Consider the following 26,886-nt stretch of genomic DNA (forward strand, 5'->3'; position numbering starts at 1 on the left):
CAGCCCTGACAGGCCCGGCGGCCGCCGGCTCGGTGGTCACCCGGCCAGCCGTGATCCGTTCCGCCCGGCGACCACCTCGAGCCGGGTGGGGATGCGGGTGCGCAGCTCCTCGAGGTGGCTGATGACGCCCACGGTGCGGCCACCGCGGCGCAGGTCGTCGAGCACGGTCATGACCGCGTCCAGCGCCTGCGCGTCGAGGGTGCCGAAGCCCTCGTCCACGAAGAGCGTGTCGATGCGCACGCCCCCGGTCTCCGCCGTGACCACGTCCGCGAGGCCCAGCGCCAGCGCCAAGGAGGCCATGAAGCTCTCCCCGCCCGAGAGGGTCTTCGTCGGACGCCGGACACCGGTGTACTCGTCGAAGACGTCCAGGCCCAGCCCACCGCGGGCGCCGTGCCGGCCCTGGGTGTCGCTGTGCAGGAAGGTGTAGCGGCCGCCGGACATGTCCAGCAGCCGGCGGCTGGCGACCTCGGCCACCTGTTCCAGGCGGGCGGCGAGCACGAACGACTGGAGGCGCATCCGCCGGGTGTTGGCCCCGCGGCCGTGCGCCAGGTCGGCGAGCGCGGTGACCTGGTCGGCCCAGTCCCGCTCCTCGGCCAGCTCCAGCTCCGCGGCGGTGACCCGGCCGACGAGCTCGGCCAAGGACGCCGTGCACCGGCGGGCCTGCTGCAGCTCGGCGACGGCCTCCTCCCGGCGCCGGGTGGCACCGGCGCAGCGGTCCTCCAGCGACCCCATGTCCGGCCGGGGCGGCAGGTCGGCCAGCTCCGGCTCGGCCAGGCGGCCCCGCAGCAGCGCCAGCCGCTGGTCGTGCTCGTCCAGCTCCCGGTCCAGCCGGGCCAGCCTGCCGGGCGGGAGCAGCGCGGAGACGGCGGTCAGCACGTCGTCGAGGCCGGCCGCCGCCGCCCGCTCCTCGGCGACCTGCTGCGCGGTGTCGCGCTGAACCCGGGCCCGCAGCTCGTCGGTGTGCGCGGCCACGACCGCCTCGCAGGCAGCGGCGACGGCGCTCAGCCGAGCGACACGGGTGGCCAGGTCGGGGTCCGCTGCGCGCGCGACCGCCAGGCGCTGTGTGAGGTCGGCCAGACCCGCGGCCAGTGAGTCCCGCTCCGCCGTCCGGGCGCGGACCTCCTCGCGGTCGGCGGCGAGCCGGGCGGCGACCGCCTCGCGCTCCCCGGCGAGCCGCTGCACCTGCTCCTCCGCCGACCGCAGGACGGCGGCCACCCCGGCGGCCGCACGCACCCGCGTCGTCAGGTCCTCGACCAGCGCCGCCTGCTCGCCCGGGGCGAGCGTGGCAGCCCGGGCGCGCAGCCCGGCGAGCTCCCGTTCGGCCGCGTCGAGGCGCGCGGTGGCCGCGGTGAGCGCGGATTCCCGCGCGTCCGCGGCGACGTGTGCGGCGTCCTCGTCGGCCGCGGTGACCCGCTCGCCGCCGGAGGTGGCCGGCCGCGGGTGCTCCGTGGCACCGCAGACGGGGCAGTCGGCGCCGTCTGCGAGCCCGGCAGCGAGCTCGGCGGCCATGCCGTCGAGCCGTCGGGCGCGCAGGTCCAGCCAGACCTCGCGGGCATCGGCCCAGGCCGCACGCAGCCCCAGGACGTCGTCGCGGAACCCGGCCAGCTGCCGCTCGAGCGCCTCGGCGGCCCGGCCCGCTGCCAGCGCCGCTTCCGCCATGTCCAGCGCGGAACGGAGGGCGGGCAGCTCCGCCGCCGCGGCGCGGGCTGCCGCGACCCGCTCCTCCTGCTCGGCGAACCGGGCCGGGAACCCCGCCGCGGCCTGCTCCGCCGCCGCGCACCGCTGGCCGAGCTCGTCGATGATGCGGTCGAGGCCGGCGATCGAGCGCTCCAGCCCAGCCGCCCGCTCGACCTCCGGCAGCAGGGCCCGCGCCTCGGCCGCCCGGTCGCGGAGCTCGCGGGCGAGCGCGGTCGTCGCCTCCTGGCCGCTGGACACCGGCCCCCAGGCCCGGAGCGCCGCCTGCAGACCGTCGGCTGCCTGCTCGGCGACCAGCGCGGCGGCGCCGGCCGCCTGCAGGACGTCGCGCAGTGGTTCGGCCCGGCGGCCGGCGTCGCGTTCGGTGCGCAGGGGGACGAGAGCCGGCCCACGTTCCTCCAGCGCGGTGAGCTCCCGGGCCGCCTGGTCGCGGCGTGCGTACCGCTCCAGCAAGGCCCGCGCGGCTGCCAGCTCGGCGTCCGTCGTGGCGACCTCCGCGGCGGCTTCGGCCGCCCGCGCGTCCGCCTCGGCCAGGCGTTCGCCGGCCGAGGCGCGGACCCGCTGCACCCACGGGAGCACGCCGGCGCCCGGCCCGGCCCCCACGAGTTCCGGCGCGAGGCCCTCCGGCACGTCGACGTCGGCGCTCTGGGCGACGCGCGCGAGCAGGGTGCTCAGCCGTGCGCGCTGCGCGGCCATCCGGTCGCGGGCCGCGGCGCGCTCCTCGGCCAGCCAGTCCTCGGCGCGGGCGAACCGGTCGACGTCGAAGAGCGTGCGCAGCAGCTCGGCCCGGTGCTCGGGCTCCGCACGCAGGAAGCGGGCGAAGTCGCCCTGGGGCAGCAGCACCACCTGGCAGAACTGGTGGACGTCCAGGCCCAGCCGGCTGCGCAGGTGCTCGGAGCCCTCGTCGATCCGGGTGCTGACCGGTTCCCAGCCGCCGTCGGTCAACCGGGACACGACGAGCTTGGCCTGCTCGGTGGCCCACCCCTCACCGCGCTTCTTCGGCCGCTGCTGCTCGGGGCGGCGGACGACCCGGAGGCGCTCGCCGCCCAGCGTCAGCTCGCAGCTGACCTCGGTGCGGGTGCCGACGTCCGCGTGGTCGCTGCGGAGCCGCTTCTCCTCGCCGCGCGCGCCGGGCACCCGGCCGTAGAGGGCGAAGACCACTGCGTCGAGCAGGGTCGTCTTGCCCGCTCCCGTGGGACCCCACAGCAGGAACAGGCCGTCCCGGCCCACGTCGTCCAGGTCCACCTCCACCGTTCCGGCGAACGGCCCGAAGGCGGTGACCGAGAGAGCGTGCAGCCTCATCGGGTGACCTCCGCGCGGTCGGCCGCGCCCAGGGCCCGCGCGAGCAGCTCCCGCTCGGCCGCACTGGCCGGCACGCCGCGGACGTGGCTGACGAACTCGCCGGCGACGTCGAGGGCGCTCCGCCCTCGCATGCGCTCCTGGTAGCTGCCGGCATCCCCGGTCGCGCCGGCGCCGGTCCAGTCGAGGTGGACGCAGAACCGGAACCGGGCCTGCAGCCGCCGCATCGGATCGGCGGGGCGGGCCGGATCGGTCAGGCGCGCGGAGACGAAGTGCTCCTCCGCGGCCGCGTGCCCCGGATCGGCGAGCAGCTCCTCCAGGGTGCCGGTGAGCACCGACAGCGGCCGCGGCGTCGGCAGCGGCACCGGCCGCACCTCCGCCAGGCCGGCCGCGTCCAGCTCGACCAGCCAGGCCTGCTTCTGCTGGCCCGCCTCGCCGAAGGAGTAGGCCAGCGGAGATCCGCTGTAGCGGATCCGGGGGGTGAGGGTCTGCGGGCGGTGGAGGTGGCCGAGGGCGACGTAGTCGACGCCGTCGAAGACCCTGGCCGGCACCAGGTCGACGCCGCCGACGCAGATGTCGCGCTCGCTGTCGCTGGCCACGCCACCGCCCACGAAGGCGTGCGCCAGCACCACGGACCGGACACCGGGCCGCAGGAAGAGGTCGGCCCGCACCCGGTCCATCGCCTCGCGCAGCACCGCCTCGTGGCCGCGCGCCTCCGGCACCCCCAGCTCGTGGCGGGCCACCTCGGGCTCCAGGTACGGGAGGCCGTAGAGCGCCACCTCGCCGTGCTCGTCGGCGAGGAGGACGGGCTCGTCGAGCCGCGGAGTGACCGCGCGGACGTGCAGCCCGGCCGCGCTGAGCAGGCCGGAGAAGGTGCCCAGCCGGCGCGCGGAGTCGTGGTTGCCGGGAGTGAGCACGACCCGGGCACCGGTGGCCAGCAGCCGGCCGATCACGCGGTCCAGCACCGCGGTGGCGTCGGCCGACGGCACCGCCCGGTCGTAGACGTCGCCGGCCACGAGGACGACGTCGACCTGCTCCTCGGCGACCACCGCGGCCAGCCCGCCCAGGACCGCCTCCTGCTCCGCGAGCAGGTCGGTGCCGTGCAGGGTGCGGCCGATGTGCCAGTCCGAGGTGTGCAGCAGCCGCATGCCGCAGAAGGTAGGGAGGGGGTCTGACAGAACCGCTCAGGCGCGCCGTGACGGACCCGTCACACCAGGTCCGGGGCAGGTCAGAGGACCGCGGTGCTGTGCCAGCCGTCGGCCGGTGGCCGGTCGTCGTCGCTCCGGAGGTACCCGGCGTGCTCCTGCGCTCGCCGGTCGGCGTCCTCCTCGATCATGTAAGCCAGCAGCTGCTGGACCCCGCCGCTGTCGGGGATCTGCCGCAGCACGGTTGCCCCTCCGTCGCCGGCCGTCTCGATGGTCAGCGTGCCGGACCGCACGATCCGCTCCCAGAGCGTCTGCGAGTAGGAGACGTCGGTGATCCGCGACAGCCCGAGGTCCCGACCGCGCCGGGCCAGGATCCCCTCCCGGAACAGCAACCGGTGCGTGGTGACGACGTAGTGCGTCGTGCGCCAGCGCAGCAGCGGGACGACGACGAGGACGACCAGCAGCAGGCCCGCCAGCCCCACGATGCCCAGCCGGACCATCCCCTGCTGCGGCCCCGGCGGCACGAGCGCGGCGCCGAACGACGCACCGCCGACGACGAGCAGGAAGAGGACGACCGGCCAGAAGATCGTCAGCCCGTGCGGGTGTAGGTGGCGCACGACCTCTTCGTCGTCGGTGAGCAGCCGGTCCGGGTAGGGCACCCGGCCAGGATGACGCAGGGACCGCGCCCCGTCATGCTCCCGCGGCGCGTGTCCGGACGTGTCGGACGTCGCCGCTGGCCAGCTCGACGGTGCCCTCGGCGCCGTCGACCACGAGCCGCCCGTCCCAGTCGATCGCGCGGGCCGTACCGGTCAGCGTCGAGCCGTCCGGCAGGGTCACCTCGACCGTGCTGCCGATCGTCGACGACCACGCCAGGTAGTCCCGGGCGAGCCCGGAGAGCACCGGGTCGCCGAGCGCCTCCGCCCATCCGCGGTACCGCCGCTCGACCGCGCGCAGGAACGCCAGGAGCACCGGCCCGCGGTCCACGGTCCCCCCCGTGACGACCGACAGCGACGTCCCGGTGTCCGGCAGCTCGGCCGCCGACGTCGAGACGTTGAGCCCGACCCCGACCACGACCCCGGAGGAGTCGGGCGACGTCACCGCCTCGGCGAGGATCCCGGCCAGCTTGCGCCCGTCCCGGGCCAGCAGGTCGTTGGGCCACTTGACCGAGGCGAGGACACCGGTCACCTCCCGCACCGACTCCGCGAGAGCGACCCCGGTGAGCAGCGGCAGCCAGCCGCGCCGGGCCACCGGCACGTCGGGACGGAGCAGGAACGACACGGTCAGCCCGGCCCGCGGCGGCGAGGTCCAGACCCGCTCCAGCCGCCCCCGGCCGGCGACCTGGTGCTCGGCCACCAGCACGGTGCCCTCCACGGCTCCCTGCCCGGCGCGGGCGGCGAGCGCCGCGTTCGTCGACCCGATCTCGTCGACGACCTCCACCGAGCGCCACAGGCTGCTGTCCCGGGTGAGGACCGCTGCCAGGGCCGCGGCATCCAGCCCCGGGCGCGTGAGATCCGACCATCGGGATGAGGGCATGTCGGGCACTCCCTTACGCTACGGGCCGTGATCGGGATGGCGAGATCACACCTCAGCACCGTGCCGCGACCGCGGCCGACGAGCGCCAGCGAGGAGACCACGTGAGTGCCGCCGAACTCGAGAGCGCCGGGGAGCACGTCCCCGACGACGTCGACATCCACACGACCGCCGGCAAGCTCGCGGATTTCCAGCGGCGCGTGGAGGAAGCCGTCCACGCGGGTTCGGAGCGGGCCGTGGAGAAGCAGCACGCCGCGGGGAAGATGACCGCCCGCGAGCGGATCGAGGCGCTGCTGGACCCGGGCTCGTTCACCGAGTTCGACGAGTTCGCCCGCCACCGGTCCACCAACTTCGGGATGGCCGGGAAGCGCCCCTTCGGCGACGGCGTGGTCACCGGCTACGGCACGGTCGACGGCCGGCCGGTGGCGGTCTTCTCTCAGGACGTCACCGTCTTCGGCGGCAGCCTCGGCGAGGTCTACGGCGAGAAGATCGTGAAGGTGCAGGACTTCGCGATCACCAACGGCTGCCCGATCATCGGCATCAACGAGGGCGGTGGCGCCCGCATCCAGGAGGGCGTGGTCTCCCTCGGCCTGTACGGCGAGATCTTCCAGCGGAACGTGCACGCCTCCGGCGTCATCCCGCAGATCTCGCTGGTGATGGGCCCAGCGGCCGGCGGGCACGTCTACTCCCCCGCGCTCACCGACTTCATCGTGATGGTCGACAAGACCAGCCAGATGTTCATCACCGGCCCCGACGTCGTGAAGACCGTGACCGGTGAGGACGTCTCGCTCGAGGAGCTCGGCGGCGCGCGGACGCACAACACCAAGTCCGGTGTCGCCCACTACCTCGGCGAGGACGAGAACGACGCCCTCGACTACGTCAAGGCGCTGCTGTCCTACCTGCCGAGCAACAACCTCGACCCGCTGCCGGCCATCGAGATGGCACCGGTCGAGACGGTCCTCCCGAATGCGCTCACCGACGAGGATCTCGAGCTCGACGCCTTCATCCCGGACTCGGCGAACACCCCCTACGACATGCACACCGTGATCGAGCACGTCCTCGACGACGGCGAGTTCCTCGAGGTGCAGCCGCTGTTCGCGCCCAACATCCTGATCGGCTTCGGCCGGGTGGAGGGCAGGCCGGTGGGGATCGTGGCGAACCAGCCGACCCAGTTCGCCGGCACGCTCGACATCGACGCCAGCGAGAAGGCCGCGCGGTTCGTGCGCACCTGCGACGCCTTCAACGTCCCGGTGCTCACCTTCGTCGACGTCCCCGGCTTCCTGCCCGGGACGTCGCAGGAGTGGGAGGGGATCATCCGGCGCGGCGCCAAGCTGATCTACGCCTACGCCGAGGCGACCGTCCCCAAGGTCACGGTGATCACCCGCAAGGCCTACGGCGGCGCCTACGACGTCATGGGGTCCAAGCACCTCGGTGCCGACGTGAACCTGGCGTGGCCTACCGCGCAGATCGCCGTGGTGGGCGCGCAGGGGGCGGTCGGCATCCTCTACCGCAAGGAGCTCGCCGCGGCCGAGGACCCCGACGCCAAGCGCGCGGAGCTGATCGCGGAGTACGAGGACACCCTCGCCAACCCCTACATCGCCGCCGACCGCGGCTACGTCGACGCGGTCATCCCGCCGTCGCACACCCGCGTGCAGGTGACCAAGGCACTGCGGGTGCTGGCCAACAAGCGGCAGACCCGGCCGCCCAAGAAGCACGGAAACATCCCGCTGTGAGCGAGGACCAGCGCCCGCTGCTGCGGGTGGTGAAGGGCGAGCCGACCGCCGAGGAGCTCGCGGCGCTCACCGTCGTCGTCGCAGCGATGTCGCAGCGCCGCACGCGGCGCCTCCCGGTCCCGGTCGGCGCCTGGGCGTCCTACGCCGCGGGTCACCGCCGTGCCGTGCAGCCGGGCCACGGCGGCTGGCGTGCAGCGGGGAGCAACGCATGAGCGTCGACCGCAGGCTGGTGCTGGCGTCGGCGTCGCCGGCCAGGCTCTCGCTGCTCCGCCAGGCGGGGCTCGCGCCGGAGGTCGTCGTCAGCGACGTCGACGAGTCCGCCCACTCCGCGCCGCGCGTCGCCGAGACGGTGTCCCTGCTCGCGGCGGCCAAGGCCGCCGATGTCGCGAAGCGGGAGACCGACGCCCTGGTCATCGGGGCGGACTCGCTCCTGGAGTTCGGCGGCAAGCCGCAGGGCAAGCCGGCCGACGCCGCCGAGGCGCGGGACCGCTGGCGCCGCATGGCCGGCCGCTCCGGCGTCCTGCACACCGGGCAGGCGCTCTTCGACGTCCGCGACGGCGCGGTCGTCAGCCGGGACGTCGCGGTGGCCTCCACCGTCGTGTACTTCGCCGACCCGACGCCGCCGGAGATGGAGGCCTACCTGGCCACCGGCGAGCCACTGGCCGTAGCGGGCGCGTTCACCCTCGACGGCCTCGGCGCGCCGTTCGTCCGGCGGGTGGAGGGGGACCCGGCCGCGGTGGTGGGACTGTCGCTCACCGCCCTCCGCACCCAGCTGGCCAGGCGCGGCCTGGCGATCACCGATCTCTGGCGCCGCTGACCGGGACGCTGCGGCGATCGTTCGGGGCCACCCGGCTCGGCCCGGCCCGCGGACTCAACCGGCAGCGCGGATGTCGACCACCAGCCGTCCGGGATCAGTGAGCGCGAACGCCCGGAACGGGGCCGCCCCGCCTCGCACGCCGATCAGCACCTCCTGGTAGCCGCCCATGGACCCGGTCGCCCGGACCTCGGCGACGACGCCCGACTCCGAGCGCACCGGCTCGACCTTCCGGTCGGCATGGCTCTCGGTAAACAACCCCAGGCGCAGGTAGGCATCCCCGGCAATTTCCACCGGGTCTCCTACAGGGCTCGACGCCTCGGAGTAGCGGGCCGTCCAGAACGGGACGCCCGGCGTGCTGAGGTCCACCACGACGCGGTCGTAACCGTCGTGGTGCGTCAGTTGCACCCCGGCCACCTGCATGGCCTCGCCCGCCTCGGACGCGCCTGGCTGCGGGTCCCCGCTGTCCTCGGCCGTGGAGGCCGGGAACGACGCGTCCGGTGGCGGGATCTCCTGCTCTCGCCCCTCGACCGTCCCCGCCGGCTGGGACGACGTCGCGGTGGGCCCGCTCGGGGAGGCGGTCCCGCCGCTCTCGCCGTCGGAGTCCCCGCTGCCCGTGCACCCCGCGGCCAGCAGCCCGGCGACCGCGACGGTCAGGACGTGCAGTCGTGTGCTCGGGCAGCGCTGGTGCATGGTCGGTCCTCCGGGTCCGGGAGCTCCGACAGTACGTCTCGGCACCGCCCCCACCGGGGCACCGAGCAGCGCGCGTCATCCACCCGGCCGGAGGCGGACCACCGGGCGGGTCCGGTCGTCCGAGGACAGGCCGACCGATGTCCGGGGAGGGCAGGCCGACGGCGCCTGGACGACCGCACTCCGGTCCAGCCGGCTACCGGTTACGTGGTCGGAGGCCACGTCCACGGGGTCACCGCCGGAGCCGCTCGAGACCCTGCGGCTACCGCTGACACCCTGTTCGACGACCTGCGGCTTGCCGGCCGGGACCCTCGGAGACCGCCGCAGCGCACGGCGCGGCTCGATCCGTCTTGCCGGGCAGCGGGGTCGCGACGGCGACGGCGAATCGTTCCCCAGATCCAGGGGCCCTCCGGGCGGCCGGGGGGCGCCAACTAGTCTCCGGGCAGTTCCCTCGAAGGAGGCGTGGTGCAGAAGGTCCTCATCGCCAACCGTGGCGAGATCGCCGTCCGTGTGGCCCGCGCGTGCAAGGACGCGGGGCTGACCAGCGTGGCGGTCTACGCCGAGCCCGACCGCGACGCGCTGCACGTGCGCGTCGCGGACGAGGCCTTCGCCCTGGGCGGCACGACGCCGGGTGACTCCTACCTGGTGATCGACAAGATCCTCGACGCCGCCAAGCAGTCCGGCGCCGACGCGATCCACCCCGGCTACGGCTTCCTCTCCGAGAACGCCGACTTCGCCCAGGCCGTTCTCGACGCCGGGCTGACCTGGATCGGCCCCTCGCCGCAGGCGATCATCGACCTCGGCGACAAGGTCGCCGCCCGGCACATCGCGACCCGCGCCGGCGCCCCCCTGGTGCCCGGCACCAAGGACCCGGTCGGCGGTGCCGACGAGGTCGTCGCGTTCGCGAAGGAGCACGGCCTCCCCGTCGCCATCAAGGCGGCGTTCGGCGGTGGTGGCCGCGGGCTGAAGGTCGCCCGCACGATCGAGGAGATCCCCGAGCTGTTCGACTCCGCCGTCCGCGAGGCGGTCTCCGCCTTCGGCCGCGGCGAGTGCTTCGTCGAACGGTTCCTCGACAAGCCCCGGCACGTCGAGGCGCAGGTGCTCGCCGACACGCACGGCAACGTCATCGTCGTGGGCACCCGCGACTGCTCGCTGCAGCGGCGCAACCAGAAGCTGGTCGAGGAGGCCCCCGCGCCCTTCCTGACCGACGAGCAGCGCGATCGGATCCACTCCTCGGCCAAGGCGATCTGCGCGGAGGCCGGCTACCACGGTGCCGGCACGGTGGAGTACCTCGTCGGCACCGACGGATCGATCTCCTTCCTCGAGGTCAACACCCGCCTGCAGGTCGAGCACCCGGTCTCCGAGGAGACCTCCGGCATCGACCTGGTCCGCCAGCAGTTCCGCATCGCCGACGGGCTGCCGCTGGAGATCACCGAGGACCCCGAGCCCCGCGGCCACAGCATCGAGTTCCGGATCAACGCCGAGGACGCCGGCCGCAACTTCATGCCGGCGCCGGGCCCGGTGGACCGCCTGGAGATCCCGCAGGGCCCGGGCGTGCGCTGGGACTCCGGGGTGGAGACCGGCGGCGAGGTCGCCGGCGCGTTCGACTCGATGCTCGCCAAGCTGATCGTCACCGGAGCCACCCGCGAGGAGGCGCTGCAGCGGGCTCGCCGCGCGCTCGACGAGCTCGTCGTCGAGGGCATGCCGACGGTGATCCCGTTCCACCGCGCCGTCGTCCGCGACGAGGCCTTCACCAGCGAGCCGTTCACCGTGCACACCCGCTGGATCGAGACGGAGTGGCACAACCAGGTCCAGCCCTACGCCGCCGCCCCGGCCGAGCAGGACGAGGACGCGCCGCGGCAGACCGTGGTGGTCGAGGTCGGTGGCCGCCGGCTGGAGGTCTCGCTGCCCGCCGGGCTGGCTGCCGGCGGAGGTGCCCCCGCGGGCGCCGCGGCCAAGCCGCGCAGGCGCGGCGGCGGGGGTGGCGGTGCGGCCGCCTCCGGCGACTCCCTCACCTCGCCGATGCAGGGCACGATCGTCAAGGTCGCCGTCGAGGACGGCGCTACCGTCGCGGCCGGCGACCTGGTCGTCGTCCTCGAGGCGATGAAGATGGAGCAGCCCATCACCGCGCACAAGGCGGGTACGGTCTCCGGCCTGTCGGCCGAGGTGGGCGCCACCGTCACCAGCGGCGCGGTCCTCTGCACGATCGCCGATCCGGAGTGATTCGGAGTTGACGTCGGAGGGGGCGGCAGCCGTACGGCTGCCGCCCCCTCCGACGTCAAGGCGCCGGTGTAGCCACTCCGCTGGTTGCGGACGGTGGGCTGGTCGTGTCCGGTGCCGGTTCGGCGGTGGGTGCGGGGCTGCTGGGGGATGTCGGTGCGGGGGCCGGGGTGGCCGTTCCGGTCGCCGTGCTGGGTGCAGGGCTGCTGGGGGATGTCGGCGCGGGGGCCGGGGTGGCCGCCGCGGTCGCCGTGCTGGGTTCACCCCAGCGCGGACCGGTGGGGATCAGCGACAGCGCGTAGCCCGACACCTGGATGGTGTTGGCCACCGTGCCGCCCATCGCCTGGTACTGGCCGTAGGACGGGATCGCCCGCTTCAGGCCGTTGTCGATGTAGTGGATGGTCCCGTCGCCGGCGCGCAGGAAACGGGTCAGCTCCCCCGGCGCCTTGGGCAGCGCCGCGCAGGTCAGCGCGTCCAGCGAGGTGACCGGCAGCGCCGGGTAGTGGGTCCCGGCGGTCGCACCGAACCGGTACAGCTTCCCGCCGAGCCCCAGGTACCGGGTGCCGGCGCACTCCACCACCGTGCTCACCGGCGCCGACCGCAGCGCGTACGCCTCTACGTCGGAGTCAGACACCCGGGACACCCGGGAGACACCCAGCTCATCGGTGACCGCGAACGAGCCCACCGGCACCAGCTCGGCCACGCCGTTGACCAGGTACACCATCGAACTGCGCGGGGCGACCACCAGCCCACCCGGGACCAGCTGCTGCGCGCCGCGTGGCAGCACATCGGCCACCCGCTGATCGATCGACAGGATCCGCGGATCCGCCCCGCCCCCGTTCAGCGCGACCAGACCCGCCCACGAGGACACCATCCGCAGCTGACCGGCACGCAGCGCGAACACCGTGCCCGCACCCGAACCCTTCACGAAGGTCCCGGCCTCCACCGGCGCCGCATCGGGCAGCAGCGCCAGCGCTGCCGCCGGAATCACCGGCGTCCCCGCCGACACCATCGCCGGATCGGCCAGCACCCGCTTACCCGCCTCGGTCAGCAGGAACACCCGCGAACCGCCCGACTCCCGCACCACCGCACCAGGCGCCGACCCGATCGTCAGGACACGCATCGACGAATCGTCCAGGCCGCGCACCGGCAGCGCCGACCACGCCGTCGCCACCCGCACCTCCTCCGAGACCGTCGTCACCGCGCCACCAGCCACCACCGCCACCGCCCGACTCGACCGGTTCTGCGCCACCAGCCCGTCACGGATCACCGGCACTCCGTACGGCAGATCGGCCAGCCCCGACTCCTTCAGCGTCACCGAATGACCCGGCAACCCCGCGGCCACCAGCGAGGCGTCATCGGCCACCTCACGCTTGACCCCACCGGTGACGTAGAACGCCTTGCCCGACGTCGTCCGGTAGACCGGCGTGACCGGCGGACCCGGATGGAAGGCATCGACCAACGACTGCTCCAACCGCACCAGCGACGCACAGTCCGCCCCGTAGTCGGCCACCTGCTCACACGACCCGAACGGCAACCGAATCCCCGAATCGATGAAGTACACCGTCCCCTCCGGGGACAACACCACCCGACTCATCCGCGACACCGTCGTCCGCCGATCCAAGTACTGCTGCGACACGAACCCGACCGGCCCCAACGGCGACAACGACGACAACGTCGCCTGATCACCCACCACGTACTTGCTCGACCCCGACACCACAAACACCGTCGGGTCCTCGACCGTGCGGACCAGGTCCCGGGATGCGGCGGCCACCAACTCGGCCACCTGGGCGCGCATGCTGCCCATCCGGCCGTACAGCTGGTCGCCGGGGCAGCTCGTCTGACCGACGTCGCGATGTCCGACGATCACCGGCAAGGTCACCTTCGTGCCGGCCGGGAACTTGGAGGTGTAGCCGCCGGAGGTCAGCTGCGTGGTACCCCGGGGATCGATGCCGGCCGCGGCGAACTTCCAGGCGATCATTTCGCTGATCGCGTCGGTCATGGCAGCCGGTGCAGCCACGGTGCTGTAGGTGCCCAGCGCCGAGATACCGAAGGTCGACGTGTTGAACCCACCGGCGTGCGCCCCGATCACCGGGCGGCGCAGCCCGCCTGCGGCACCTTCGAAGATCTGGCCGAAGCGGTCGACGAGGGCGTTGTAGCCGATGTCGCACCAGCCGCGCCCGGTATCGCTGGTGTGGTAGAGCCAGATGGCGCGCACGATGCCGGCCGACCTGTCCGCCGTGTAGTCGTTGCTCCCGGCGGTGTGGTGCACCACCGCAGCCTTGAGCTCGCTGGCGTACTCCGGGGCGCAGTCCCCCGTCGGGGTGCTCCCGCCCCACTCCGCGCGCGAGATGACCCCCGGCGCCGCCCCTGCGGAGTCCACGGGGATGGCGGCCGCAGCTACCTCCCCGGGGTCCACCAGGACGGCCTTCAGGCCCTCGGGCTGAGTCCCGGTGGCCGCATCGGCCCGGATCTGGATGGCGTCGGCCTCGGCCGTGACGAGAAGCTCGGTGGCGGAGCGCCCCGCGGCGCGGCGCGCCGACTCGGTGCCCGCATCCGGGCCGTCATCGCTCTGCGGAACGGCGAACCACTCGGTCCAGCCGTCCTCCTCCCGGACCCGGGCCTGCACCACGACGCCGTCGGCGCTGGCGGCGTCCCAGGTGAAGCCCACGGCCGAGAACTCGTCCGTGGACACCTTTCCCGTCAGTACGGCGGGCGCCGCGTCGGTGGGCATCATCTCAGGGGGCGCCCCCGGCGCCTGCCCCGTGGACCCGTTGCCTTCCACGGCCGACGCGACGACGAGTCCACCGGGGGCTTCGGCGACCACCGCTGTGTCGACTCCCTGGAGGTCCAGCGCCACCACACGCCCGGGCTCACCCTGGCCCAGTGTGACGGACACGACCGGGACGGCGAGCAGGCCAGCCACGATCAGCGACACGATGACGCCACGCGAGACGCGCATGGATCCTCCTTCAGGACAGCAGCTCGCCACTGTGCGCCACTATCCGTGACGATTGAAGCACCCTGTGTTCTATCGGCGTGGCGATGTGGGGCCGCATGGCGCCGCTGTGGCTCGTGGGGCAGCGGGCGCCCGGCGGTTCCAGCGGGACCGCTGAACCGCTCAGAAATCGGGGGTCCGGCCTTACCGCGAGTTAGAGTCGGTTCCTGCAGCGTGTGCGGGCCTCCGGCGTCCGCAGGCCGACGTACGCCCTCGCGAGGCGATGGAACGCGACAGAGAGCTGGATGGACCGATGCGGCACAGCGATGTCGAGGCGCGACTGGAGCGCCTCGAAAGCTTGGACATGCAACCGGTGGGCCCGCAGTCGGGGCTCGTATCCGGTACCAGCTCGTCGGTGCGGAACATCTTCGCCTACCGCGAGCTGTTGGTGCTGCTTGTGCGGCGGGAGCTGCGCGCCCGGTACAAGAACAGCTCACTCGGGTTCATGTGGAGCTTGGTCAAGCCGATTGCCCAGCTGATCATCTACTTCGTCGTGATCGGCAAGTTCCTCGGAGCCGCACGAGCGATCCCCGAGTTCGCGATCTTCGTGTTCGCCGGGCTGACCATGTGGGCCCTGTTCAACGAAACCGTCAGCGGGGGCGCGGGCTCAGTGGTCGCGAACTCCGGTCTGGTCAAGAAGGTCTACCTGCCCCGCGAGGTCTTCCCCTTGAGCACGGTCGGGTCGGCGATGATCAACTTCGGCATCCAGTTCGCCGTGCTGGTGGTAGGCACGATCGTCGTCGGGGACTTCCCGTGGTCGAAGCGGCTCCTCTACGTGCCCGTCGCGATCGCCCTCGTGCTGGTCTTCGCGACGGCGCTGGCCATCCTGCTGTCGGCGATCAACGTCTACCTGCGCGATGTCCAGCACCTGATGGAGATCGTGACCATGATCCTCTTCTGGGCGTCCCCGATCATCTACTCGTTCGCCTTCGTGACCGATTTCCTCCAGGGCTCGTGGCTCGAAGAGCTCTACCTGTCCAACCCCGTGACGTTGGCCGTCCTGGCCTTTCAGCGCGGCATGTGGGTGGCGGGCGCCGACCAACCCTTCCCGGACCACATGCCGATCCGCCTGGGCATCGCCCTCGCCCTCTCGCTGGCCCTGCTCTGGGTCAGCCAGCGGGTGTTCGCCAGGCTCGAGGGCAACTTCGCACAGGAGCTGTGATGACATCCACCGCCACGATGGCCACCGCCCCCACCACCAGGCCCTCGCCGGAGATCATCCGAGTCTCCAACGTCTCGAAGCGCTTCGTGCTCCACAAGGAGCAGTCACTCAAGGAACGGGTGCTCCGCGGCGGGTGGCGTGGCTCCCAGAGCGAGGACTTCTGGGCCCTGCGCGACGTCGACCTCTCCATCGGCGCCGGCTCGACGGTCGGCCTCATGGGGTCCAACGGATCCGGCAAGAGCACCTTGCTCAAGATCATCGGTGCGATCATCCAGCCCACCACCGGGACGGTGATGCGGCGCGGGCGGCTTGCGGCCCTGCTGGAGCTCGGTGCGGGGTTCCACCCCGACCTCACCGGGCGGGAGAACGTCTACCTCAACGCCGCCATCCTCGGGATGTCGCGACAGGAGACCGACCGGCAGTTCGACGCCATCGTCGACTTCTCCGGCATCGAGCACTTCATCGACAACCAGGTGAAGTTCTACTCGTCCGGCATGTACGTGCGGCTGGCCTTCGCCGTCGCCATCCACGTCGATCCTGATCTGCTGCTGGTCGATGAAGTCCTGGCTGTCGGTGACGAGCCGTTCCAGCGCAAGTGCATGGACAAGATCCGCTCGTTCCAGGAGGAAGGCCGGACGATCGTCCTGGTGAGCCACTCGGCCGAGCAGGTCGGCGATCTGTGCGACCGCGCGGTGTTGCTCCGCGACGGCGTGATGCAGTTCGACGGCGCGCCGCGCGAGGCCATCCGTGCGTTGCGTGCGGGCTTCGACGAGGACCGCCGCGAGGAGGCCGAGCGGAAGTCGGAGGTCGTCGGCGAGCCCGTCGCCAGTCGCGGGTCGATCCAGAGCGTCGACCTCCGCACTCCGACCGGTGAACCCGCCCAGCGGATGACCTCCGGCTGCCCCCTGGTCGCCCACGTCGCCGTCGATCTCGACGACAGCGTCGGCCGGTGGATGATGGGGCTGGCGATCGAGACGCCGCTGGGGCAGCGGGTGTACCACGTGAACACCCACATGGAGGGCGTCGACCTCAAGACCGGAGCCGGGCGCCACGAGGTCTCCTTCTCGTTACCCCGGGTACCGCTCGGCGAGGGCGAGTACGTGGTCCGCGTGGGTGTCGGCGAGGTCAAGGGCGAGATGATCGACCTGCAGGCGCAGGCAGCGACCTTCAGCGTCGACTCCGACACCCCGGGCAACGGCGTGGTGGCCATCGACACAGACATCGACGTCCGGTCCTAAGCCCCCAGCCGGCGGCGGGGACGGCGCGGCCTCGCGGTCAGTCCGCGACGAGCCACCCGGCCACCTCGCGACGGGACAGGCGAGCCCGCCGATCCGTCTCCCGCCGGCGGCGCACCGCCCAGGGCACCAGCGCCAGCGCCTGCAGGACCGCACGGGCCGTCCGGCCGCGATGTGGGCCGACGAGCAGCCGATAGCCGGTGCGGGCCAGGCCACGCAGGACGACGGCCCAAGGTGCCTGGCCGAGACTGACCACGAGCCGGTTGCGGGCGTTGGCGACCTGGAAAAACGCGGTCGCCGTACCCGAGGAGGCGGCGTGCTGGTGCACGGTCACCGCGCCCGGCTCATGCATGATCCGCCAGCCTGCCCGGCGCAGGCGCCAGGACAGCTCCGTGTCCTCGAAGTACATGAAGAGCCGGTCGTCGAACAGCCCCACGTCGTCGAGGGCTCGGCGCCGCAACGCCACGCAGCCACCGTTGAATCCGAAGACCTGCGACCCGGCCGGTTGCTGGTCCGCCGGAGCCAACCAGTCCCGGTCACGGCCGTTGCCGGAGCGCGTCATCTCGTTGCCCGTGGAGTTGGTCAGCCGCCGGGCGCCGGGGTCCCGCTCGTCGGCGCGCCCCCATCGGGAACCGTCGTGACCTCGCAGGCCCTCCTCGGGGGCGGCATCGGCCGGAAGGGGTCGATACCAGCCGGCGAGGAGGACGCGCCCGGTGACCGCGGCGACATCCTCGTTGCCGGGCGCGTCCAGGGCGGCGGTGACGGCCTCGAGGAAGCCCCCCCGCACCTCGGCGTCGTTGTTGACCAGGACGATGACGGCCCCCCGAGCGGCGCGAATCCCGGCGTTGGCCCCACCCGCGAAGCCGAGGTTGGACTCCTGGCGGAGAACTATCAGCCCGGGGAAGCGCTCCTGCGCCCGGTCGGCGGCGCCGTCGGTCGAGGCGTTGTCGACCACGACGACCTCCGTCGTCGGCACGCCGGGTCGGCCGGCGTCCTCGGTGACGGACTGCAGGCACCGCAGCAGGAGGTCCCCGCCGTTCCAGTCGACGACGAGGACGCTGACGGCCGGTGTCCGATCCCCTGCGGACGTCGGCGCGGTCACTGCGTCGGGCGCCGCAGGCCTGCCCGGGCGAGGGCACTCTTGGCCACCTTGCGGGCGATCGTCGAGGGCAACCGCCCGCGAAGGGCGTCGGCCTCGGCCACGCACTCGTAGAAGGCCTTGCGCGCTTCCGCCAGGTCGGCCTGCAGCCCCGAGACCTCCTTCTGCAGGTCGGCGATGACGCCCTGCTGCTCGGCAGCGGTGGCGTCGCGCTGGGCCACCATCTCGTAGAGGTTGTCGATGTCCTGGCCTGCCCGCGCGAACTGGACGTCGAACCGCTCGCCACCCCGGACCTCGCTGAGCGTGAGCGTCAGCGTCTTCTGCAGGTCCTCGGCCGACCGCGCCACGCGGGCTGCGACGGTCGCGTCCGTGGTGTTCACCGCGCTCTGGAACGCCGCCTCCTGTTCGGTGAAGCGCTGCACCAGGTCGTCGTCCACGGTGAGGCCGATCTCTGCAGCCATCGCTTCCACGAGATCGCGGACGGTCTCTGCGGGCCGCAGCCGCTCCGGACGGGTGCGGGAGGCAAGTTCGACGGCGCAGAGGAAGAGCCCCCGCAGCAGGACGGCATCGCGGTCGTAGCCGCGCACCTGCCACTCCTGGTCGATGGCGACGAGTTCGTCATCAGTCGTCACGATGACGTTGTGCGGCGCCAGGTCCACCGGCGCCCACTCCGCCTCGGGGACCAGCCCGGCCCACCGCTTGAGCAACTCGGGTCGCCGGGCGGGTGCGTCGAGGAGCAACTGGAGCAGCTCCTGGCCGGGGACCACCGGCTCGACTCCGGCAGGGGCGTGGCGTACGTCGCCATGGGATGCGGCCCCGGCGCGGTGGTGGAACAACGCGGTCCGGCGGAACTGCAGCCCCCCGTCGACGGCGTGCACCTCGCTGCGCACGGCGTACTGCGGCTGCCGCTCCGAGGCGAAGAGGACGGCCTGCCGGTCGTCCGGCCACAGCGAGGGGCCGGTGCCCTTGGTCGCGAGCGCGATCAGCGAGTTGGCGAAGTGCTCCGCCACGCCGGAGGCCACGAGGGTGCGCCAGGTGAGCCGCTCGTCGGAGAGCTGCAGGCGCGGGACGAGGTAGTCGGGGCTCGGGAAGCGCGGCAGGTTCTCGGCGAGCTGCGGAGAAGAAGCGAAGAGCTCGTCGGTCATGATCGCGCGCGGCAGCTTGTAGTCGGGGAAGGCAGCCAGGAAGCGGGCGTCGAAGCCGGCTCGCCCGAGCATCGCATCCAGCGTGCGACGGGGGAAGGTCCGGGCCGGAGACTCGAGGGCGTAGCCCTCCAGGGAGTCGAAGGGTCGGTTGGTGTGGTCCTCGACGGCGCCGCTGATGTACTTCACGCCGAGCGGGTTCTCGATCGCCACGACCAGCGTGCCGCCGTCCTTGAGGACGCCGTGGCACTGGCGCAGGAACGCGAGGTAGGGCTCCGGGTCCAGAGCGCCCCCGGCGACGTACTCGAGGACGCCGATCACCAGGACTGCGTCGTAGGCCGGTTCCGCCGGGACGTCGTCCAGCGTGCCCACGTAGACCTCGACGCCCGGCAGGTCACGGGTGCGGGCCCGCGCCACCGCGGCCCGGGCCGGCATCGGCTCCACCGAGTCGACCACGGCTACGGTTTCGCCGAGGTAGCGGGTGATCGGCCCGCACCCGCAGCCGATCTCCAGCACCTTGGCGTCCGGCGGGAGGTCCAGTGCGCGGATCACGTTGGCCCGAGTCGGGACCAGTGAGTAAGTCGTCGCCCAGTCGGTGGCGGCACTGGCGAGCTCCTGGGAGCTCGAGGAGAGATCCTCGGCCGCCGACACGATGTCCAGCAGCCGCTGCTCGGCGCCGTCGGCGTAGCCCAGATCGGGCGACGACAGTACTCGGCACCCGGAGTCTCTGGGCACCTCGAGCATGCGCAGCGGGGTGGTCTCGGTCATGGGCTGGTTCCTCCGGGGGGCAGGTGGGCTTAGGCGTCGCCGGTGCGCCGCGGGGTTACGGCAGCGGCGCAGTGGCCCCGCGCCGGACACCACGCCACTTCTGCAGGTGGTAGAGCGGGTTGACCGCCAGCCAGTAGAGCTTGCGCTTCCTGGTGTACTCGCCGTCGCGGAGCAGCCGGACGGTGTCCTTGGCGACGCCCTTTGCGACCATCTTGGACACCACGGTGAGGGACGGCACCTCGACCTCGATACCCACCTCCCGCAGTCCCAGCGTCTCGGCTGCCAGCCGGTCGTCGTACTCGCGCAGGCTCAGATCGTTGGAGTGCACCACGGACGCGCGTGGTGCGTAGGCCTTCCGCATCCCGGCCGCGACGATGTCGCGGCCGAAGAGCTGGTCCTCGGCGTAGGAGACGTCGCGGTAGGGCACCGGGCCGGTGAGCACGTCCCGCCGTGCCGCGGAGTTGACGTCGGAGTAGAACGTCACCGCGTTGCGCACCGCGTCGCTGTCCATGAAGTCGTCGGCGTAGAACAGCGTCGTGCCGAATCCGGGGCCGAATCCCTGGAAGACTCCGCGAATCTCGTTCTTCAGCAGGGGGAAGCACCACGGCCGTGGGATCTGGCTGCCCATCACCGCGACCACCCGGTCGTCGAGCTCGAAGGGCTTGAGCAACTCGTAGAGCCACCGGGAGTGCGCCGGGACCGCGTCGTGAGTGAGATAGGCGACGTAGCGCCCACGCGCCCACCGCGCCGCCTGATTGCGGGTGCGGCCGTGGCCGAAATGGGAGTTCGGGATCCGGATGAGCCGCACGCCGGGGTACCGCGTGACGATCTCCAGCGTCCGGTCGGTGGATCCGGAGTCGATAACCAGCACCTCGACATCGCCGTCGATGTCCTGGGTGGTGACCGCGTTGAGCAGGTCGGTCAAGAACCGCTCGCCGTCATACGTCAGGACGACGACGGTGACGAGCACGTTTCCGCCGCCGACTCGGGAGGCCGTCACCTCGGCGCCCTCCACCCCGGCCTCAGCCACGCACGGCCTCCACGACGGTCTCCACGAAGGCCTTGCCGGACCGGTCCCAGGACACGTCGGCGACGCTGGCTGCGGCCTGCGCAGCCCGATCGAGCGCGTCCGGACGCTGCATCTCCTCGACCAGGGCGGCGGCAAGGGCGTGTGGCGAGGGATCGGCGTACCGGATGTACGGGTTCTGCACGACCTTGTCGTTGTTCGGGCCACGGTTGACCACGGGGATCACGCCGCTGGCCAGCAACTCCAGGGGTAGCAGCGACATGTTGGTGAGCGAGAGCACCAGGGCCGCCGAACAGGAGTCGTAGACGTCGGCCAACCCCTTGGTCGAGAGGATGCCGTGGTGCTCGTGGGGGAAGGGCAGCTGGTAGGCGGAGGTATCCCAGCCGGCGAGGTGGATGGTGCGATCCGGCATGGCTCGAGCGACGTGCTCCAGAGCCATGACGCCGAGCTCGAATCCCCGCCGGGTGGTCACCGGCCGCGCATAGAAGAACAGGTCTCCGCGCTGCGCGTTCGGCGTGAAACGGTAGTTGGCGAGGTCGACACCGAAGTCGAAGTGCGACGTGACCATGCCGTACTCGTCAGCCAGCTTGTCGGCGAGCCACCGGCCGGCGGTGACGCCATGGAAGCCGAAGCGGTAGGTGTTCTCGGCGAGGACGTTCTCCGTCCCTACCGGGTAGAACGCCGGCTCGAAGTCCTGCACGAAGTAGAACCGCTTGGCCCGGGAACGGTCCCGGTAGACCGGGTAGGCGGTCTCCCAGCCCGTGGCGAAGATCGCGTCCACGTCGTCGGCCACTCCCTGCTCGTGCGAGTACGCCACGAACTGGGCCTTCACGTCGGAGTACGACGGATTGGCCGCGATCAGCTCGCGGAGGTACGGAGCGTCGATGGGCCAGGGGTTGGAGTGGTACAGGTAGATCGTCGCTTTGTGCCCGGCCTGCTCCAGGTAGCGGACGAACCGGAAGATCGTCTGTGCACCGCCCGAGGACTCACCCGGCGGGTGCAGGAACCACGCGGTGTGGATCGGACGGTCGACGACCGTCATTTGAGCGTTGGCCCACCGGGCCGGCTCGGTCCAGTCGACCTCGAGCGCGTCCTCGTAGCGCACGAGCATGCGGATCTCCTGGCGCGGTGCGAGGGAGGGCTCGGCGGCGACCAACTGCCCGCGCGTCCTGTCCAGCGCCTTGAGCACGAGCGAGCGCGTTCCTTCCGTGCGGGCGATCCCGACCGCGCGGCGGCTTCCGCGCAGGCCGCGGGAGACCAGCCGACCGCCGCGGGAGCCGCGGGTGCGGTTGCGGATCAGCCGGAGGACCCGCGCGGCCAGCGCGCCGGGTCCCTCCTCACCGAGCACTCGGAAGGCCCTCGACGCGTTGTTGGGCATGAGTTGATCGTCCCCTCTCGGCGGCCAACATCCGACCGCGGCCTCCTGCACTCGGGCACCGCTGGCCGGTCGAAGAGCGGGCGGACTCATCCACCGGGCCGGGGAGGCACCGCCTCACCTGTTGACCGTAGCTGCGGGCCAATCTAGCAGTGGCGAGGACCGTGCGGCCGGAAGAGCGCAGGAGCGCCCGGGGTGAGTCGGTGTTTAGAGTGGGCTGCCGGTGGGGATGCGAGACAGCGCCGCGGGACCGGCGGAGATGGCCGACGAACTGGTCCCGCCCATCTGGACGTACGTCTCCCACGATCGGATGGGGCGCTTGGCACCATCCTCGATCCAGTAGATCGTGCCTTCGGCGCCGAGCAGGAAGCGGTTAAGCGCTCGGGCCCCGCGTGGCAGGGCGGCGCACGCACCGGGATCCAGAACGGCGTACGAGAGCCGGTAGGCGTCGGCGACCGCCGGGTCGTCGATCGGGTACGCCCGACCGCCGAGTCCGAGGTACCGGGTGCCCTCGCACGTGACCGCCGTGGAGAGCCCGGATCCGTGCACCGCGTACGCGGCGACTGCGGCGTCCGCCACCGGCGAGAGCCGGGTGACACCGAGGTCCGTCGTGGTCGCGAAGGAGGCCACCCGCAGCAGCTCGTCGCGTCCGTTCACGAAGTAGACCGTCGCGGCGCTCGGGGCGACCACGAGCTCCCCCGGCGGCAACTGGGCCGGGCCGGCCGGCAGCAGGTCCACGAGCCGCTGGTCGACGGTCAGGATCGCGGGGCTCGCATCACCGGCGAGTCGCACCAGCGCGGACCACGAGCCCACGCTGCGGCGCCGTCCCTCGTCGAGCACGTAGACCGCACTGCCGGTCGATCCCTTCAGGAACCCCGCTCCGCCGAACGTCCCGGCATCGGGGAACAGCGAGAGGAATGCCGCCGACACCTCGGGCACGGACACCGGCAGCATCCCTGGGTCGGATACATGCTTCTTGCCGGTCTCGGTCAGCAGGAATGTCGCAGACCCGCCGGCCTCCTTCACTACCGGCGAACTGACCGCCGCGGACATGAGGCGGCGGATGCTGGCGTCGTCCAGTGCGCGTACGGGGAGGGCACCCAGCACCGTGGCTGCGCGCAGCGGCTGAGGCACGGTGGCGAAACCCCCGCCCACACTGACGGTCGCCGCCCCGGTCGATCGGTTGAGGATGACCACGTCGTCGCGGGTGATCGGTACCCCGTAGGGCAGGTACCCCAGTCCCGACTCCAGCAGCCGCACTCCGGTGGTCGACAGCCCGGCCGCCGTCAGGGCGTCGTCGTCGACGACCTCACGCTTGGCCCCGGCGGTCACGTAGAACGCCTTGCCCGACGTCGTCCGGTACAGGGGGGTGATCGGCGGAGCGCTCACGAAGGCGTCGATCCGCGACTGCTCGAGGGTGACCGGCGCGTCACACGAGCCGCCGTACTCGGCGACCTGGCCGCACGAGGAGAACGGCAGCTTCATCGCCGAGTCCAGGAAGTACGTGATCCCGCTTGGCGAGGCCACCACCCGGCCCATCCGTGGCTTGGTCGCCCACTGGTCCAGGTACTGCTGCGACACGAACCTCACCGGTCCCAACGGGGACAGCGCCGTCAGGGTCGCCAGGTCGGCGACCGGATGCTTCCCGGTCGCCGAGAGGAGGTAGACCGCTGGGCTCTCCGGCGTCCGGACCAGCGGAGTGGCGTTCGCCGCTCCCGCGATCCTGATCTCGGCGCCCGAGGCGGACACGTTGAGCACGGTCACGAAGAAGTCGCCGCCGGCGATCCGCATCTCCCGTCCGATCGGGAGGGCGGCCTTGAGGTCTGCGCTCCACTCCGACGTCCGGGAGGGCGTCCCGTCCAGGAGAAGGGACGCGTCCTCTCCCGTGGCGGGGACCGAGCGCAGCAGCACGCCGGGCTGGAGCCCGAACCGGTTCTGTGACGTGCCCAGCCAGTCATTCCGACCACTCGCCGGGCGGTACTCCAGCCAGTACTCCTCCCCCGGGCCGCCCACGAGCCGGACAGCCCGCAGCCCCGACTGCTGGGACACCGGAGCGATGGTCACGGTCGCGGACGGACTGTTGGGCGCGAACTCCTGCATCTGGTCGTTGCGGCCGGTCAACGTCCAGGCGTGGCGGACGTTGAGCGAACCGACCTGTTCCCAGGAGACGCCCATGACGTCGTAGAGGTCGAAGTAGCCGCGGACCCGGCAGCTCCCCGTGTCGACGGCGCCATCGCACTGCAGCGACGAGGAGTGCCCGAGGCCGAAGTTGTGGCCCAGCTCGTGGGCGACGAGCGACGTCGCCACGTCGGTCACGTAGAGCAGGCCGCCGGAGGAGGGCGAGGTGCGCACCTCCGCGAGCCCGTAGGAGCAGCCCCCCGAGTTGCGCGGCAGGTAGACCAGGAGGTGCCGTCCCGGCCCCTCCGTCCATCCCGCGTGCGCGGCCGCCTCGGCGAAGATCGCGTAGGGGTCCGCGCAGGTCGCCGTCCCCTGGAACCAGTCGAACTGCCCGGTGACCCCGACCTCGATCGCCCCGTTGCTCTGCGTGGACCAGAACTCGCGGACAGAGGTCTGCACCGCGTTGACCACCTGGGTGAGCGTCCGCCCGGACTCCTGGACGCCGCCTCCCGGGATCATCATGACGACGGTGACTTCATTGGTGACCGTCGTCGTGGCCTCCGCAAGCGCCGGCTCCTCGGCGGGAGGTGCGTCGAGCACTTCCGCCGCCAGCACCTCGCGCGCAGGCTCCAGCCCGTCCTCGGCGGTCGCGGTGTCCACGACCTCCTCGCCGAGCACGACCTCGACCGTGGACCCCAGCTCGATGTCCTCGACGTCCTCTGTCGGCACCCGGACGGTCTCACCGCCCGACGTCTCGACCCAGCTCAGCGGCCCCTCGTGGGCGTGAGCCGCCGCATCCTGGAGGTTCGCGTGTTCGGGCCAGGCCTGCACCAGCTCCCCGACGACCGTCTCGGTCGCGGAGCCTTCCTCCGCCTGTGCCGAGGGCACACCGGCGAGAACCGGCAGGACCAGTCCGGCGGAGAGCAGCAGGGGGAGCGCTCGGCGACGAGGGCGTCGGCTAACGGGGGACACGGATCAACTCCAAGGTGCGCGTGGTCGCACTCCTCATCGGCGTCCCGGAGCCCTGGCCGCACCCTCGCACCACCATCGGGTGAACGGACGGGCTCAGCGACGACGGCGGGGCATCCCCCGGCGCACGGCCGGCACCAGCAGGACGGTCGTGCCGGCGAGCGCCGCCGCCGCCAGGAACGCCGGTGAACCACTGCTCTCGGGGGTCCCGCCGGCGCTGTCGGCGGCCGGGTCGAGCGAGGGCTGCGGCAACCCGGAAGCCACCGCCGCAGGCACCGCCGACGCCGGCGCCGGCGGACCCTGGACGACCGCCGGGATCTCACCGACCGACGCCGCACGCAGCGTCGCCCGGTCGCCGGGGAGCGTCGCTGCCCGGACGTCCCCGCCCGCGCTGGGCACGGACGCCTTCTGTGCGGAGGACGCGGACGGCAGGACGTGCACGACGGCCCCGGCGGCGGAGACGCTCTGCACCGTGACCGTGAAGTCCCCACCGGACAGCGGCACCGGAACGCCCACCGGGAGGGCGGACTGCAGGTCGGCGTCCCACCCGGCCGAGGGGCCGGGGGTGCCGTCCAGCAGCAGCGAGGTGTCGGGGAACTCCCCCGCCCGGTGCAGTAGCACACCGGCGTCCAAGCCGTAGACGTTCTCCCGGGTCGTCAGCCAGGCGTCCCGGCCGGTGCCGGAGCGCAGCTCGAGCCAGTAGGGGATGCCCTCGGCATCCACGAGCCGCAGCGCACGCACCCCGGCGTCCCCCGCCAGCGGGTCGAGGGTGAGGGTGGTCGGGTCGTCACCGACCGAGACGGTCCGCTGCGCACCGGCGGGCAGGACCTGGAGCGCGGCGGCCTGCGTGACGTTCAGCGAGCCCAGTTGCGCCCAGGAGGCGCCCATGACGTCGTAGTAGTCGCGGTAGCCGGAGATCCGGCAGGAACCGGACTCCACGGCGCCGTCGCACTGCTCCGCCGAGGAGTGACCCAGGCCGAAGTTGTGCCCGAGCTCGTGCGCGATGACCGCGGGGAGGTCCTCCCGCACGTACAGCCGGCCGCCGAACGCCGGACCGGTGCCGACCTGCGCCAGGGCGTAGGCGCACGCCGGCTGGGCGGCGGTCTGGGCGCTGAGCCGCAGCATCAGGTGCTTGCCGGGGCCCGGGACGAAGCCGACCACCCCGGCCACCTCGTCCCACATGGTCTCCGGCGTGGCGCAACCGGCGGACGTGGACACCCAGCCTCGCGCGTCGGTGACGCCCACCGTGATCGCGCCGCCGGTCTGCTCCGCCCAGAAGTTCGCCACCGGACCGTCCACGGCGGCGACCACGTCGTCGAGGACCGTGCCGTCCGGCGTGGTGCCCGCCGGTGCGACCAGGACGACGGTGACCTCGTTGGTCAGCCCGGTGCGGGGCGAGGCGGCCGGCTCGGTGGTCTCCGCCGCTGCAACGACGTCGCCGGCCAGCACCGTGCGCGCCGGCTCGTAGCCGTCCTCGCTCGCCTCGTCCTCGACCGGCGCCCCCAGGGTGAGCTCGACGGTGGCTCCGGGCCCGACGCCGGCGACCTGCTCCGTCGGCACGCGCACCGAGCCGCCCTCGGTCTCCACCCAGCTCAGCTGCGTGCCGACATCGTGGTCGTCCTCGTGACCGGCGCCCGCGACCGCGGCCTCCCCCTCGGCCCAGACGTGCACGAGCTCGCCGACCACCGTGGTGGCCGGGGCGGCCGAGGCGACCGACGGCAGGCCGGCGACGCCGAGCGCGGTGGCGCTCAGCACCCCCGCCAGCGCGGCGGTGCGCAGAGTACGGCGGTGGCCGCGGGGACGACGGAGGTCGCGGTCAGGAGACATCGACCCCTGAATCGGCGGGCCGATGCCTGGTCGGCACCGG

At 72.7% G+C, this 26,886-nt stretch carries 18 protein-coding genes; 6 read left to right on the plus strand and 12 right to left on the minus strand.

The genetic code is table 11. From position 1 onward, the window contains the following. Window positions 1-36: 36 nt before the first annotated feature. From BLASA_RS26365 to BLASA_RS18970, 4 genes are all read right to left on the minus strand, one after another. A complete protein-coding gene (locus BLASA_RS26365; protein ID WP_014377844.1) occupies window positions 37-2,997 on the minus strand; it encodes an AAA family ATPase in 2,961 nt (986 codons plus the stop codon). After that, window positions 2,994-4,142, minus strand: coding sequence for an exonuclease SbcCD subunit D (locus BLASA_RS18960; RefSeq protein WP_014377845.1), 1,149 nt, complete (start codon window positions 4,140-4,142; stop codon window positions 2,994-2,996). The genes BLASA_RS26365 and BLASA_RS18960 overlap by 4 nt, the downstream gene beginning before the upstream one ends. An 80-nt stretch (window positions 4,143-4,222) precedes the next feature. Beyond that, window positions 4,223-4,798: a PH domain-containing protein gene (locus tag BLASA_RS18965; RefSeq protein WP_014377846.1), complete on the minus strand. Its 576-nt coding sequence runs from the start codon at window positions 4,796-4,798 to the stop codon at window positions 4,223-4,225. A 31-nt stretch (window positions 4,799-4,829) separates the two neighbouring features. Then, on the minus strand, window positions 4,830-5,672 hold the full coding sequence (locus BLASA_RS18970) for a biotin--[acetyl-CoA-carboxylase] ligase (protein ID WP_014377847.1): 843 nt from the start codon (window positions 5,670-5,672) through the stop codon (window positions 4,830-4,832). 101 nt (window positions 5,673-5,773) lie between these two features. On the opposite strand from BLASA_RS18970, the gene BLASA_RS18975 reads away from it, so the two are divergent. Genes BLASA_RS18975 through BLASA_RS18985 form a run of 3 tightly spaced genes read left to right on the plus strand, consistent with a single transcriptional unit; the run spans window position 5,774 to window position 8,219 of the window. Beyond that, window positions 5,774-7,402, plus strand: coding sequence for an acyl-CoA carboxylase subunit beta (locus BLASA_RS18975; protein WP_014377848.1), 1,629 nt, complete (start codon window positions 5,774-5,776; stop codon window positions 7,400-7,402). Further along, window positions 7,399-7,614 carry an acyl-CoA carboxylase subunit epsilon gene (locus BLASA_RS18980; protein ID WP_014377849.1) on the plus strand — a complete coding sequence of 72 codons (216 nt, stop codon included), beginning with the start codon at window positions 7,399-7,401 and terminating at the stop codon, window positions 7,612-7,614. Before BLASA_RS18975 ends, BLASA_RS18980 begins: the two co-directional genes overlap by 4 nt. Beyond that, a complete protein-coding gene (locus BLASA_RS18985) occupies window positions 7,611-8,219 on the plus strand; it encodes a Maf family protein (protein WP_014377850.1) in 609 nt (202 codons plus the stop codon). The genes BLASA_RS18980 and BLASA_RS18985 overlap by 4 nt, the downstream gene beginning before the upstream one ends. A gap of 54 nt (window positions 8,220-8,273) precedes the next feature. Here BLASA_RS18985 and BLASA_RS18990 read toward each other — a convergent pair whose 3' ends face one another. After that, window positions 8,274-8,909, minus strand: coding sequence for an AMIN-like domain-containing (lipo)protein (locus tag BLASA_RS18990; RefSeq protein ID WP_014377851.1), 636 nt, complete (start codon window positions 8,907-8,909; stop codon window positions 8,274-8,276). Between the two features lie 462 nt (window positions 8,910-9,371). Here BLASA_RS18990 and BLASA_RS18995 point away from each other — a divergent pair, with 462 nt between their 5' ends. Continuing rightward, a complete protein-coding gene (locus BLASA_RS18995) occupies window positions 9,372-11,129 on the plus strand; it encodes an acetyl/propionyl/methylcrotonyl-CoA carboxylase subunit alpha (RefSeq protein ID WP_014377852.1) in 1,758 nt (585 codons plus the stop codon). A 55-nt stretch (window positions 11,130-11,184) separates the two neighbouring features. Here BLASA_RS18995 and BLASA_RS23670 read toward each other — a convergent pair whose 3' ends face one another. Beyond that, window positions 11,185-14,088 (minus strand): peptidoglycan recognition protein, encoded by a 2,904-nt coding sequence (locus BLASA_RS23670; protein WP_014377853.1) that lies wholly within the window; start codon window positions 14,086-14,088, stop codon window positions 11,185-11,187. Between the two features lie 289 nt (window positions 14,089-14,377). Here BLASA_RS23670 and BLASA_RS19005 point away from each other — a divergent pair, with 289 nt between their 5' ends. Further along, entirely contained in the window at window positions 14,378-15,286 is a 909-nt protein-coding gene (locus BLASA_RS19005; RefSeq protein ID WP_014377854.1) for an ABC transporter permease, read from the plus strand. Further along, the gene (locus tag BLASA_RS19010; RefSeq protein WP_014377855.1) at window positions 15,286-16,524 is read left to right on the plus strand and encodes an ABC transporter ATP-binding protein; all 1,239 of its coding nucleotides are present in this window, start codon (window positions 15,286-15,288) and stop codon (window positions 16,522-16,524) included. Before BLASA_RS19005 ends, BLASA_RS19010 begins: the two co-directional genes overlap by 1 nt. A 37-nt stretch (window positions 16,525-16,561) precedes the next feature. On the opposite strand, the gene BLASA_RS25240 is transcribed toward BLASA_RS19010, so the two are convergent. From BLASA_RS25240 to BLASA_RS19040, 6 genes are all read right to left on the minus strand, one after another. After that, a complete protein-coding gene (locus tag BLASA_RS25240; RefSeq protein ID WP_014377856.1) occupies window positions 16,562-17,623 on the minus strand; it encodes a glycosyltransferase family 2 protein in 1,062 nt (353 codons plus the stop codon). Next, window positions 17,620-19,530, minus strand: a complete 1,911-nt coding sequence (locus BLASA_RS19020; RefSeq protein ID WP_014377857.1) for a class I SAM-dependent methyltransferase — start codon at window positions 19,528-19,530, stop codon at window positions 17,620-17,622. The genes BLASA_RS25240 and BLASA_RS19020 overlap by 4 nt, the downstream gene beginning before the upstream one ends. Window positions 19,531-19,585: 55 nt before the next feature. After that, entirely contained in the window at window positions 19,586-20,560 is a 975-nt protein-coding gene (locus BLASA_RS19025; RefSeq protein ID WP_014377858.1) for a glycosyltransferase, read from the minus strand. Beyond that, a complete protein-coding gene (locus BLASA_RS19030; RefSeq protein WP_014377859.1) occupies window positions 20,553-21,935 on the minus strand; it encodes a glycosyl transferase in 1,383 nt (460 codons plus the stop codon). The genes BLASA_RS19025 and BLASA_RS19030 overlap by 8 nt, the downstream gene beginning before the upstream one ends. Window positions 21,936-22,139: 204 nt before the next feature. Then, window positions 22,140-25,022 carry a reprolysin-like metallopeptidase gene (locus BLASA_RS19035; RefSeq protein ID WP_014377860.1) on the minus strand — a complete coding sequence of 961 codons (2,883 nt, stop codon included), beginning with the start codon at window positions 25,020-25,022 and terminating at the stop codon, window positions 22,140-22,142. 93 nt (window positions 25,023-25,115) lie between these two features. Beyond that, window positions 25,116-26,774 (minus strand): reprolysin-like metallopeptidase, encoded by a 1,659-nt coding sequence (locus BLASA_RS19040; RefSeq protein ID WP_014377861.1) that lies wholly within the window; start codon window positions 26,772-26,774, stop codon window positions 25,116-25,118. Between the last annotated feature and the right edge of the window lie 112 nt (window positions 26,775-26,886).

It is taken from the genome of Blastococcus saxobsidens DD2 (genome assembly GCF_000284015.1).
Taxonomy (GTDB): Bacteria; Actinomycetota; Actinomycetes; order Mycobacteriales; family Geodermatophilaceae; genus Blastococcus; species Blastococcus saxobsidens_A.

Bases quoted from the DNA above. Each gene is read 5' to 3' on its own strand.
- BLASA_RS26365 (WP_014377844.1), bottom strand. From the start codon at position 2,997: ATGAGGCTGCACGCTCTCTCGGTCACCGCCTTCGGGCCGTTCGCCGGA.
- BLASA_RS18960 (WP_014377845.1), bottom strand. From the start codon at position 4,142: ATGCGGCTGCTGCACACCTCGGACTGGCACATCGGCCGCACCCTGCAC.
- BLASA_RS18970 (WP_014377847.1), bottom strand. From the start codon at position 5,672: ATGCCCTCATCCCGATGGTCGGATCTCACGCGCCCGGGGCTGGATGCC.
- BLASA_RS18985 (WP_014377850.1), top strand. From the start codon at position 7,611: ATGAGCGTCGACCGCAGGCTGGTGCTGGCGTCGGCGTCGCCGGCCAGG.
- BLASA_RS18990 (WP_014377851.1), bottom strand. From the start codon at position 8,909: ATGCACCAGCGCTGCCCGAGCACACGACTGCACGTCCTGACCGTCGCG.
- BLASA_RS23670 (WP_014377853.1), bottom strand. From the start codon at position 14,088: ATGCGCGTCTCGCGTGGCGTCATCGTGTCGCTGATCGTGGCTGGCCTG.
- BLASA_RS19005 (WP_014377854.1), top strand. From the start codon at position 14,378: ATGCGGCACAGCGATGTCGAGGCGCGACTGGAGCGCCTCGAAAGCTTG.
- BLASA_RS19010 (WP_014377855.1), top strand. From the start codon at position 15,286: ATGACATCCACCGCCACGATGGCCACCGCCCCCACCACCAGGCCCTCG.
- BLASA_RS19020 (WP_014377857.1), bottom strand. From the start codon at position 19,530: ATGACCGAGACCACCCCGCTGCGCATGCTCGAGGTGCCCAGAGACTCC.
- BLASA_RS19030 (WP_014377859.1), bottom strand. From the start codon at position 21,935: ATGCCCAACAACGCGTCGAGGGCCTTCCGAGTGCTCGGTGAGGAGGGA.